This is a genomic window from Myxococcus vastator (genome assembly GCF_010894475.1).
In the GTDB taxonomy this organism is placed as follows: Bacteria; Myxococcota; Myxococcia; order Myxococcales; family Myxococcaceae; genus Myxococcus; species Myxococcus vastator.
On the sequence record NZ_JAAIYB010000288.1, the window covers coordinates 1 to 10,995 of the forward strand.

At 67.8% G+C, this 10,995-nt stretch carries 9 protein-coding genes; 6 read left to right on the forward strand and 3 right to left on the reverse strand.

What is annotated here, in order from left to right; all coding sequences use genetic code 11:
- Positions 1-433: 433 nt before the first annotated feature.
- Positions 434-1,879 (reverse strand): fibronectin type III domain-containing protein, encoded by a 1,446-nt coding sequence (locus tag G4D87_RS24860; protein WP_163784702.1) that lies wholly within the window; start codon positions 1,877-1,879, stop codon positions 434-436.
- Positions 1,880-2,148: 269 nt separating this feature from the next.
- On the opposite strand from G4D87_RS24860, the gene G4D87_RS24865 reads away from it, so the two are divergent.
- On the forward strand, positions 2,149-4,230 hold the full coding sequence (locus G4D87_RS24865) for a WD40 repeat domain-containing protein (RefSeq protein ID WP_240358571.1): 2,082 nt from the start codon (positions 2,149-2,151) through the stop codon (positions 4,228-4,230).
- Positions 4,231-4,331: 101 nt separating this feature from the next.
- On the opposite strand, the gene G4D87_RS24870 is transcribed toward G4D87_RS24865, so the two are convergent.
- Complete coding sequence (locus G4D87_RS24870; protein ID WP_163784703.1) at positions 4,332-4,808, reverse strand: hypothetical protein; 477 nt, start codon at positions 4,806-4,808, stop codon at positions 4,332-4,334.
- 304 nt (positions 4,809-5,112) lie between these two features.
- Between G4D87_RS24870 and G4D87_RS24875 the strand changes: the two genes are divergently transcribed.
- The 5 genes from G4D87_RS24875 (at position 5,113) to G4D87_RS24895 (ending at position 9,687) form a co-directional block, all read left to right on the forward strand.
- Positions 5,113-5,310, forward strand: coding sequence for a hypothetical protein (locus G4D87_RS24875; protein ID WP_163784704.1), 198 nt, complete (start codon positions 5,113-5,115; stop codon positions 5,308-5,310).
- Between the two features lie 265 nt (positions 5,311-5,575).
- Complete coding sequence (locus tag G4D87_RS24880; RefSeq protein WP_163784705.1) at positions 5,576-6,733, forward strand: putative porin; 1,158 nt, start codon at positions 5,576-5,578, stop codon at positions 6,731-6,733.
- A gap of 8 nt (positions 6,734-6,741) precedes the next feature.
- Positions 6,742-7,926, forward strand: a complete 1,185-nt coding sequence (locus tag G4D87_RS24885) for a quaternary amine ABC transporter ATP-binding protein (protein WP_163784706.1) — start codon at positions 6,742-6,744, stop codon at positions 7,924-7,926.
- Between the two features lies 1 nt (position 7,927).
- Entirely contained in the window at positions 7,928-8,761 is an 834-nt protein-coding gene (locus G4D87_RS24890) for an ABC transporter permease (RefSeq protein WP_163784707.1), read from the forward strand.
- Positions 8,762-8,775: 14 nt separating this feature from the next.
- Positions 8,776-9,687, forward strand: coding sequence for a glycine betaine ABC transporter substrate-binding protein (locus G4D87_RS24895; RefSeq protein ID WP_240358572.1), 912 nt, complete (start codon positions 8,776-8,778; stop codon positions 9,685-9,687).
- Between the two features lie 27 nt (positions 9,688-9,714).
- On the opposite strand, the gene G4D87_RS24900 is transcribed toward G4D87_RS24895, so the two are convergent.
- Positions 9,715-10,740 (reverse strand): phosphagen kinase, encoded by a 1,026-nt coding sequence (locus G4D87_RS24900; RefSeq protein ID WP_163784709.1) that lies wholly within the window; start codon positions 10,738-10,740, stop codon positions 9,715-9,717.
- Positions 10,741-10,995 lie beyond the last annotated feature (255 nt).

The window sequence follows — 10,995 nt, forward strand, 5'->3', positions numbered from 1 at the left end:
TTCTGGCCGCCACTCTCCTCCATGCGCACGGCGCCCAGGCCGAACGGCGAAGCTTTGCCGCACCGCGCCTCACTCTCACGCGGCCTCCTCACGAAATCGCAGACACCCGAGAACGCATCAGGTCTGGGGTCCTGAGGCCGTGCACAAGATTTGGTATTTTCTCAGTTGTGAGGGTGCGCTGCCCACCTGGGGAACCGCGACTCGTGCTAACGTAGCAACAGAAGTGCTTGGTTCGCGACCAGCCATCCAAAAAGCTGCTTGTGGGCTTGCCCCGATTGAGCGGTTCCTCCGCAATCTATGTGATCCGCGAGCGAGGGAGCAGGTGGTGTCGGCAGGCTGCCGCCGTGGCGAGTGCTGCTGGGAATGAGGGAGCGGTCCGCCTTCGGGTGCTCCCCGAATCGAAAGGGCCAACCGCCACGGTGGCGCGACTGCCTTACGGCGTGAACTGCGTGGGGTTGGGCACGGGCGGAATGGCGACGGGCTGGCCGTAGATGAGCGTGTTGCCAGTCACGGCGCCGGTGGCGTTCAGCCGGCTGGCGTCGAGCAACGTGCCCTGGAGGCCCGCGACGTTGAAGACGCAGGTCAAATCGCAGTCATACGCCACCAGCCGCGCGGCATTGCTGGAGTACACGGCGACATCCGTGGACGTGCTGGTGCCGGAGCGCATGAAGAAGTGGGCATCTCGTGGCTGATAGCTGCTCACCGACTCCACGCGCGGCCCGGGCGTCGCCGAGTTCCACAGGCGGAAGTTGCGCTTGCAGTCGGCGGCGACCGTGTCACGGATGAGCATGTTCCGGACCTTGGTGTCGATGCAGCCATCCTGGGCACCGCGGAAGTAGCTGTCCTCTACCAGCACGTCGCTCGCGGTGCTCTCCCCGTCAATGCCGTCGCCCTGGGTGTAGTCCGTCTTCTTGCCCACGACGTTGAGCACGGTGGCCCGGCGAATCACCACGTCGCGTGTGGTGTCGTAGAGGGCAATACCCACGGGATAATCGCTGCCCTGGCCGCCCATACGCGAGGGCTGCATGTCGATATAGGTGTCTTCGATGAGCGCGCCCGCCGTGCCCGAGCCAAGGAAGATGCCGCCGCGGGTGAACATCAGGATCATCGCGTCGCGCACGGTGAGGTCCGTGAAGGCCGCGCTCTTCGAACGTTCAACGTCCACGCACGTTGCCACGTTCTCCGCCCGGAAGTGCTGGAGCGTGACGTTCGTCGTGGGCGCCACGGCCCGGAACGCGAAGCAGGTGCCCACGCGGTGGAAGTCCATGTCTTCGAAGACGAGGTGGCTGGCGCGCACGTTGAACGCCACAGGGCCCGTCTTCGCGCGGGTGGTGGCATCGAAGGTGGACTGGAAGAGGGGCCGCCCGCCGAAGCCCTTGAGGGTGACAGGCGCCTGCGCGGTGCCGCCGCGGGTGACGGTGTGGCCCGTCGGATAGGTGCCGGCGTGGAGGCACACCTGCCCCCCCGGGCTCACGGCGTCGATGAAGGCGTTCAGGTTGGACATCGTGCCCGCGTTCTGGGCCGTCAGGCCGTCGCGGGTCCCCGCTCCGGTGGGGCTGATGTGCCGGGCCTTGGCGCCGGTGCAGTCCGGCTGTGACGCAGTGGGCGTCGCACGCAGTCCATTGGAGTAGCCGGAGGTGGTCTCCCCCGTGGAGCCCTTGATGCGGACCCGGAACTCATAGGCCGTGCCGTTCGTCAGTCCGGTGACGTCATACGTCGTGGTGGCTCCCGGGGAGCGGTAGGCCCAACTCCCGGTGCCCACTCGGAAGCGGACCTGATAGCGCTCGGTGGCGAGCGGGCCCGGGCTCCATCGGAGCGTCACCTTGGCGTCTCCCGCGGTGGCGCCGAGCAGCGTGGGCGCCGCGAGGTTCGCTTCCACGGTCCCCAGTTCGTCACGAGAGAAGGCGTCGTCGAGTTCCGTCTGGGGACCACAGGCCAGTGGGAGCGCCAGGGCACCCACGACCAACCATGCACGGCAGAAGGGGGAATTTTGAAACACGAGTGGCTCCGGGGGATGGCGTATGGGTCAGCCACCCTAGAGCACGTGAAGACTGCAAAAGCAGTAATTCTCGGTGTCGGTTCCGCCACGCCTCATTCATTGCGCGAAGGGGATTGTGCCGCGTCCGTGTCCCGGGTGATGAATCCAGAATGCGCCTGCGTTCGTGGTGGTGGGTCCTGGTCCTGCTCACGGTGTCCTGCGCGGGGCGGCGCTCCTCGCCCGAGGCCGCGGTGGTGCGAGACGCCCGGTCCGAGCTCTTCCGGGCGCGCGGCGACGCGGCCATTGAGACGAAGCAATGGGCCCTGGCGGCGGGCTACTTCGCGGCCGCGAGGCACACGGAGGATTCGCCCGCGGCGCGCTGGGGCCAGGTGTGGGCGGAGCAGCGCGCTTCGTCGCTCGCGTGGGCGAAGCCGTTCGAGGGTTCGGTGTTGGCGCTGGCCTTCTCACCAGACAGCAGGCTGCTGGCGTCGGGAGGGTATGACGCGGTCGTGCGCGTCTGGGACGTGGAGGCCGGAGCGCAGGTGGCGGAGCTGAAAGGCCACGAAGCCGAACTCCACGCCCTCGCGTTCTCGCCGGATGGTCGCTGGCTGGCCGCCGCTGGCAGGCCCGGCGCGCTCTGGCTCTGGGACTGGACACAGGGCCGCAGGGTGGCCTTGCTGTCCGGGCACACGGATGTCGTGCGGGGGCTGGCCTTCTCTCCGGACGGTGAGTGGCTGGCGAGTGGTGGCCTGGACCAGACGGTTCGTGTCTGGCGCCTCCGTGATGGCGCGGAGGTGCTCCGTTTCACACATGACGACATCGTCATCGCGGTGGCCTTCTCGCCTGACGGGGGAAGGCTGGTGTCGTCGAGCATGGACCGGACCGCGCGGGTGTGGGACCTGACGGCGCGTCGCGAGCTGCACCGGCTGACCGGACATGGGGATGAGGTGGCGTCCTGTGCGTTCTCCGCGGATGGCGAGCGGGTGATGACCGCGTCCGCGGACCGGGCCATCCGTCTCTGGAATGCCCGGTCCGGTGCGCTGCTCGACGTGCAGCGCAACACGGGGGCGCTTTCGGCCGTGGCCATCGACGCTGGCTTCCATCAACTCGTGCAGGCGGGTTGGGAGGGACGCGTGCAGCGCGTGGACGTGCGCGGCGGCGGCGAGGTCCTGGAGCGGTTGGATGCGCACCGGACCTTCGTGATGGCCGTGGCCCTGTCACCGGACGGACGCACGTTCGCGTCCGGTGGCATGGACGGCGTCCTCAAGGTCTGGTCACGGCCCGAGGGACCTCCGGACATCCTGCTGCGGGAGTTGCCCGCCTGGCCTGAGGTGCTGGCCTCCGTGGGGCCAGATGGCTTCGTTTCGGGTGGGGAGGACGGCCTGCGGAGCTGGTCGGTGTCGTCCAGCGGCGAACTCCACTCCCGCCTGGAGGCACCAGACGCGGTGGGGGCCGTGGCCGTGAGCGCTGACCGGCGGTTGCTCGCGGTGGGAACGTTGAAGGGGGAGGTGCGTGTGCGAGACGTCTGGTCCGGAATCCAGGTGATGGTGCTCCCCGCCAAGCGTGAGTCCATCCGGGCGTTGGCCTTCAGCCCGCACGGCGCATTGCTCGCGGCCGGGGTGGCGCAGGACGTCGTGCTTTGGGCTGTCCCGTCCGCGGTCCAGGTGGCCCGGCTGTCAGGGCACACCGGGAAGGCGTGGGCATTGGCGTTCAATGCCACGGGGGAAAGGCTGGCTTCGGGCTCAGCGGACCACACGGTGCGGGTCTGGGACGTGGCGCGTGGCGCGGGGTTGCGCGTCCTGGAGGCGGGCGACCGGGTCCGCGCCGTCGCGTTCCTGGCGTCCGGGGAGTTGCTGACCGCGGGAGTGCGTCAGCCCATCCGGCTTTGGAATCCGGATGACGGCCGCGTGCTGACATCAATGGATGCGCGTACGGTGGGCGTCTTGTCGCTCGCGGTGGCGCCTCAGGGAGCGTTCGTGACGTCCGGCGGAATGGGGGGCGAGGTGAAGGTCTGGCGGCTTCCTGATGGGGCCCTCATGGGGGAAGTGCCTGGGCAACAGGGGTTCGTCTCCGCCGTGGCCTTCTCTTCCGACGGCGCGTGGCTGGCGTCGGCGGCCTCCGACCGGACGTTCCACCTGCTGAGCTTCGACGCCTTCGCACACCCGCCGCCCGTGGAGCCGGACCTGGCGCGGGTGCTGCGGCGCCATGGAATGTCCTGGGATGACTCGCGGCGCGTGTTCACCCTCCACTGACACGGATTGCGGTCATCGCGCGCGAGCTTGAGAGGCATCATCGGCAACCGCGGCGGGGTGTCTGGATTTGGCGTCCCCGCCGCTGAGGCGTCACGAACTGGCTACCACTTCTCGATGGAGGTGACAGACAGCGGGTAGAAGGGGCCCACGAAGTTGCCGTCCGACGTGCAGGGGCGCTCCGTGATGTCCAGCAGGCTGGCGGCGTAGTAACCCCAGGTGGAGCCGTTGCCCTTCTCGTAGAACTCGTGACCGTTGGGGAGCACGACCTTCCAGACGAAGTCGAAGTGCTCGTACCACTTGGGCGACGTGCGGTTGGAGATGATGCTCGTCACCGTGGTGCTCCACGTGTACGGCGCGGATGCGGAGACTTCGAGGGTCTGCGTGTTATCCCAGTCGAACGGGACGAAGCTGTCGAGGCCCCCCCAGCCGTGGATGAGATAGACGGACGTGCCCCAGGGCAGGGCGTAGTTGCGGTAGTTCAGCTCGAGCTGGGCCTCGTAGGAGCTGGCATAGACACAGGCGTGGAGCACCGCGCGGCCCTGGACCCACGTCTCCGCGGCGAGCGCGGTCGTGGACATGAAGAACACAAGGAGGGCGAGCACTTTTCGCGAGAAAAAGGTCATGGTGGTTACTCTGGTTTGGGGGTGAATCCGACGACTCCTGTCTCTACCATGATGGCAGGCCTGGACACAGGCGCCACGACCAACCGGGTCGCGGAGCGTGCCGGCGTCAGCGTGGGGGCCGTCTCCCCATGTTTCCCAAACAAGGATGCCCCCTGACGGCCTCGCATGCGCCGCATCACCTGCAGATGCAGGCCGTCGTGGACCGTGCCCTGGAGGCGGCGCATGGCGGGGCGCCGCGGGGGCGGTCATTGAAGGCGGCGTGACGGCTGCGCTGGCCGTTCATCGGGCCGAGCCCTGGCTGCGGCGCATCCTCCACGTGGAGTCCCCCTTCTTCGAGCGGCCCGTCGGCGCCAGCCGCTCGGCCAGGCGCTTGTTCGAGCGCACCAGGGCCGTGTTGGAGGCGCATCGCGAGCAGTTCGGCCGTGACGACCAGGGCTACCTCCTGCTCCGGCGCTGAGTCAGGCCCGCATCGTTTGAGCTCAAAGGTCTAGACGTGTTCCGGTCGACCTGTTAACGACTGGTCGTACTGTTCCCTGGGTGGACTGTCTCGCGCGCCAGCGTCCTCGCTGTGTGTGGCCGGGAGAGGACCGCCCCTTGTGCCAAGTCTGGCGCTCAGGACGAGTGTGGCCCCTTCCGGTCCGTTCGTGCCTGTCGTCCATTGCCAGGAGTCGCGGTTGTCCACCCGTCTTACTCGTTTCTCGCATGCGCTTTTCCTGTCCGGATTGACCTGCCTGCTCGCGCCCGCCGCACGCGCCGAGGAGGAGGTGGTGGTGGAAGACCCGGACATGCTCAAGGTCGGTGGTGCGCTGCGCCTCAATGCCTTCTTGAAGACGTGGTCTGGAGAAGAAGACAACCGCAACCGCGGTGGCGACGTGGCCTTCGATACCTTCCGGCTCAACGTCGACGCCAGGCTTTCCAAGGTCTTGCTGTCCGCCGAGTACCGCCTCTATTCGGGGTACTCCATGCTCCACCACGGCTGGGTGGGCTACGAATTCACGAAGGAGACGCAGCTCCAGTTGGGCGTGCACCGGGTGCCCTTCGGTGCGCTGCCGTACGCCTCGCACAGCTGGTTCTTCTCCCTGCCCTACTACATGGGCATGGAGGACGACTACGACATGGGCCTGAAGCTGGTCCACACGCAGGGGCCGTGGGACCTCCAGTTCGCCTTCTACAAGGGCGATGAAGGCAACTTCACGGGCCGGAGCACGGACAGCGCGCGCTACTCCTATGACGTGGTGCAGGTGAACAGCGCCAACCCGGGCGAGGCGTACCTGGGCGTGGACAGCGCGAACCACGAGAGCAACAAGGTCAACGCGCGCGCGGCGTATACCTTTCAGCACGGGGACCTGGGCCGCACGGAGGTGGGCATCTCCGCGCAGACCGGGCAGATCTACAACAGCGTCACCCGGCGCAATGGCCTGAACTGGGCCGGCGCGGTGCACCTGGACGGCTACTACGGCCCGTTGAACCTGCGCATGGAGGTCCTCAGCTACGGCTACGACTTGAAGAACCCGGAGGGCCAGGACGACTCCATCGTGACGATGGGTGCCTATGACGCGCCCTACAAGATGGCCACCCGGGGCACCGTCTACGTGGCGGGCCTGGCGTACGACGTGCCCGTGGCGTGGGGACCCATCACGAAGCTGACCTTCTATGAGAGCTTCAGCCTCTTCGACAAGGCCAACGCCGAGTTCGAGACGTCGATGCAGAACGTGCTCGGCATGCTCGTCACCGCGGGGCCCGTCTACACCTACGTGGACGTGGCCAGCGGGAAGAACCAGCCCTGGCTGGGGCCGGCCTATGGCAACGCGCTCGCGGAGGGCGACCCGAACGCCTCGTGGGACACGCGCTTCAACATCAACGTCGGCTACTACTTCTGAGCGGCCCCATGGAGAAGATTGAAGTCCGCGGTCTGCGGAAGATCTACGGCGGGAACCCGGAGCGAGCCATTGCCCTGCTGGAGAAGGGCCAGAGCAAGCAGCAGATCCTGGAGGAGACGGGCTGCACCGTCGCCATCCAGGAGGCCTCGTTCGAGGTGAAGGCCGGCGAAATCTTCGTCATCATGGGCCTGTCCGGCAGCGGCAAGTCCACGGTGCTCCGCTGCCTCAACCGCCTCATCGAGCCCTCCGCCGGCAGCGTGCACGTGGACGGCGTGGACGTCACCCGGGCGGACAGGGCGGGCCTGCTGGACGTCCGGCGCCGGAAGATGGCCATGGTGTTCCAGAACTTCGGCCTGCTGCCTCACCGCAGCGTCATCCGGAACGTGGAGTACGGGCTGGAGATGCAGGGCCTGGAGCGGCGGGAGTCGCGGCCCAAGGCGATGCAGGCGCTGGAGCTGGTGGGCCTGAAGGGCTACGAGGAGAAGCTGCCTCGCGAGCTCAGCGGCGGCATGCAGCAGCGCGTGGGCCTGGCGCGGGCCATCGCCACCGACGCGGAAATCCTGCTCATGGACGAGGCCTTCAGCGCGTTGGACCCGCTCATCCGCCGGCAGATGCAGGACGAGCTGCTCGAGCTCCAGTCCCGGATGAACAAGACCATCGTGTTCATCACCCATGACCTGGACGAGGCGCTGAAGCTGGGCGGGCGCATCGTCATCATGAAGGACGGGTGCATCGCGCAGCTCGGCACGCCCGAGGAAATCCTCACGAGCCCCGCGGACGACTACGTGCGCGCCTTCGTGGAGCACGTGGACCGCACCAAGGTCCTCACCGCGCGGGCCATCATGCGGCGGCCGGAGTCGGTGGTGCACCCGAAGGACGGGCCAGCCCTGGCCGTCAAGCGGATGCGCGAGTCGGGCACCTCCACGCTCTTCGTGACCAACCAGGCCCGCAAGCTGATGGGCGTGGTGCGCATCGAGGACGCGCTGAAGCTCCTGGCGGAGAACAAGCACAGCCTGGACGGCGCGCTCGTCACGGACCTGCCCACCACGTCACCGGACACGCCGCTGGCCAGACTGGTGGCGGTGGCGGCCACCACGCAGATTCCCATCGCCGTCGTCGGCGAGGACCAGTCGTTCCTGGGCATCGTGAGCCGCGCCACGCTGCTGGCCAGCATCGCGGGGGAGCAGCGCTGACATGAGTACACTGAAAATCGGTGAAGGCTTCGAGGAGCTGATTGACTGGCTGGGCACGCGCGGCGCGCCGGTGTTCGACGCCATCCGCGCGGTGCTCACGGCCTGCATCAGCGGCCTGGAGAGCGCGCTGCTCCTGCCGCCCAGCTACGCCATCATCGCGGTGTTGATGGTGCTGGCCTGGCGCCTGTGCGGCCTGGGCACGGCCGTCTTCACGGCGCTGGGCATGTTGCTCATCCAGGACATGGGCCTGTGGAAGGCCACCATGGAGACGCTGGCGCTGGTCCTCAGCTCGGCGCTGGTGGCGCTGGTGCTGGGCATCCCCCTGGGCATCTGGGCCGCGTACAGCCGCGTCGTGGAGCGGGTGCTGCGGCCCGCGCTGGACCTGATGCAGACGATGCCCGCCTTCGTCTACCTCATCCCCGCGGTGCTCTTCTTCCGGCTGGGGAAGGTGCCCGGCGTGGTGGCCACCGTCATCTTCGCCATGCCGCCCGCGGTGCGCCTCACCAACCTGGGCATCCGGCAGGTGCCCGCCGAGGTCGTGGAGGCAGCCATCGCGTTCGGCGCGACGCCGCGCCAGACGCTGCTCAACGTCCAGCTCCCCATCGCCGTCCCCACGCTGCTGGCGGGGGTGAACCAGACCATCATGCTGTCGCTGTCCATGGTGGTCATCTCCGCCATGATTGGCGCGGGGGGACTGGGCGAGCAGGTCCTGAAGGGCATCACCCAGCTCCGCATCGGACTGGGCTTCGAGAGCGGCATCGCGGTGGTCATCCTGGCCATCGTGTTGGACCGCCTGACTCACGCGCTGGGCAAGCCCCGGACGCGCTCATCATGAAGGAGACCCGTCCCATGCAGACTTCCTCTCTCAACCGCCTGCCGCTGCTGCTCGCGGCCGTGGCGGGGCTGCTCGTTGCCCCCGGATGCAAGCAGGAGAACAAGGCGCCCGCCGCGGGTGACACCCAGGCGCCCGCCCCCGCGAAGAAGCCCGTGGTCCGGCTGGTGTACGTGAACTGGGCTGAATGCGTGGCCATGACGAACCTGGTCCAGGCCATCCTGGAGGACCGCATGGGCTACGAGGTGACGACCACCATGGCGGACGTCGCCCCGGTGTTCGCCTCGCTCGCCAACGGCGACGCGGACATCTTCCTGGATAGCTGGCTGCCCCTCACCCACCAGAGCTACATGGAGCGCTTCAAGGGCAAGGTGGTGGACCTGAGCACCACCTACGAGGGCGCCCAGATTGGCCTGGTCGTCCCGGCGGACCTGGACATCACCAGCATCGAGCAGCTCAACGGCAAGGCGAAGGACTTCAACCAGTCCATCGTGGGCATCGACTCCGGCGCGGGCATCATGACGACGACGGAGAAGGCCATCGCGGAGTACAAGCTGGACCTGAAGCTGGTGCCCTCCAGCGGCCCGGCGATGACCGCGGAGCTCAAGGACGCCATCGCCAAGAAGCGCCCCGTGGTCGTCACGGGCTGGAAGCCGCACTGGAAGTTCGCGCGCTGGGACCTGAAGTTCCTGGAGGACCCGAAGGGCGTCTACGGCGCCAAGGAGTCCATCCACACGCTCACCCGCGTGGGCCTGGAGCAGGACCTTCCCGAGGTCGCGACGCTGCTGCGCAACTTCAAGCTGAATGACCAGCAGCTCGGCAGCCTGATGGGCGCCGTCGCCGAGGCAGAGGCCACGCCGGAGAAGGCCGTCCGGGAGTGGGTGAAGAAGAACCAGGCGCTCGTGGACGGCTGGATTCCCAAGTCCTGAGCGTGAAGCGAGGCGCTCCGGGGGCGCTCAGCTCCCGGACGCCGCGCCCGGGTGTCCGCGCTTGCGTTCCGCGGACTCCAGCTCCATGAGCGCGTGGAGGCCCGTCCGAAGCCGCTGGTAGATGTCCCGCTCGGTGACGCCCAGCCGGACGGCATTGGAGACGTCATGGATGCCTTCATGCGCTTCGGAGTGTTCGCCGTGCAGGCCCCGCACCGCGAGCCCCAGTCGGGCGCACCGCGCGCGGAAGTCCGGCCGCCGTGACAGGCGGGGCAGGCGGATGAGGACGGAGGCGCGCATGGCGGTGCCCAGGTTGGTGGGGCACGCCGTGAGGAAGCCCAGCCGTGAGTCCTGCGCGAAGTCGAGCTGCCCGTCGAGTTGCTCGAGCGCCGTCTGGAGCCGCAGGAAGGTCTGCGCCAGCCCCGCGCCGGGCTGCATGCTGATGATGCGCAGGGCGTCTTCCTCCCCGACCCAGACGATGAAGCGCAGGTCCGCGGAGTGGAAGATGCCGCGGTTGCGCGGCCAGTCGCGGTTGACGCCCGCGCTGTCCAGGAAGCGGTCCGATTGCTGGAACAGGACGTGGTGGTGCACCAGCTCCCGCCGCTCCGCCTCGGAGAGGCTGGCCAGGGGATGGTAGTCGCCCGCGAGGTGGCCCCTCAGGCCGGAGAGGACCTGGACGACCTCGGCTTCCAGTGCGGCCCTGTCCCTGGCGCCAATGGCTGGAGGAAAGGCGTACCGGGCCAGGTTCCGTCCGACGCGGACCCGCGTGGAGAGGATGAACTCGCCCGTGGGGTCCAGGTCGTCCTGAGGCAGCCCGTCGAGGGAGAAGTCACTCGTGTGTCCGCTCAGGTCATGGCCACAGTGGTCCCGGATGATGGGATGCAGCAGCGGGGAGAAGAGCGCATAGGACTCGCTGTCACCCGCGTAGACCCCCATCTGGGAGTCCTCGTGGTCCAGGCCACTCTGGATGACCTTCCGGAGCGTCCAGCCGTTGCCTGTCGTCAGCCGTCCGAGCCGGGACTTCAGCTCGGGGGTGAGGTGCTTGTGGAGCAGCATCGCTCCGTGGCTTGAGCACGACACATGCCACGGTGGTTGTTGCTCACATGGATGTGATTTCCGATGTTTGCCAATGGCGTCGCCGCGTGTCACGCGACGCTGACACGTCAGCCGGAGAGATGACACGTCAGCGTCAGCGCGCCGGACACCAGGGTGGTGCCGGCCCCTGGGACCGCTTGGATGGATTCAGCCCCTCGCCGGAAGGGCCGCTTCCGGTGAGGGGTGCTCGCCGTGGGCTACGGGGCCTGTCTCTTA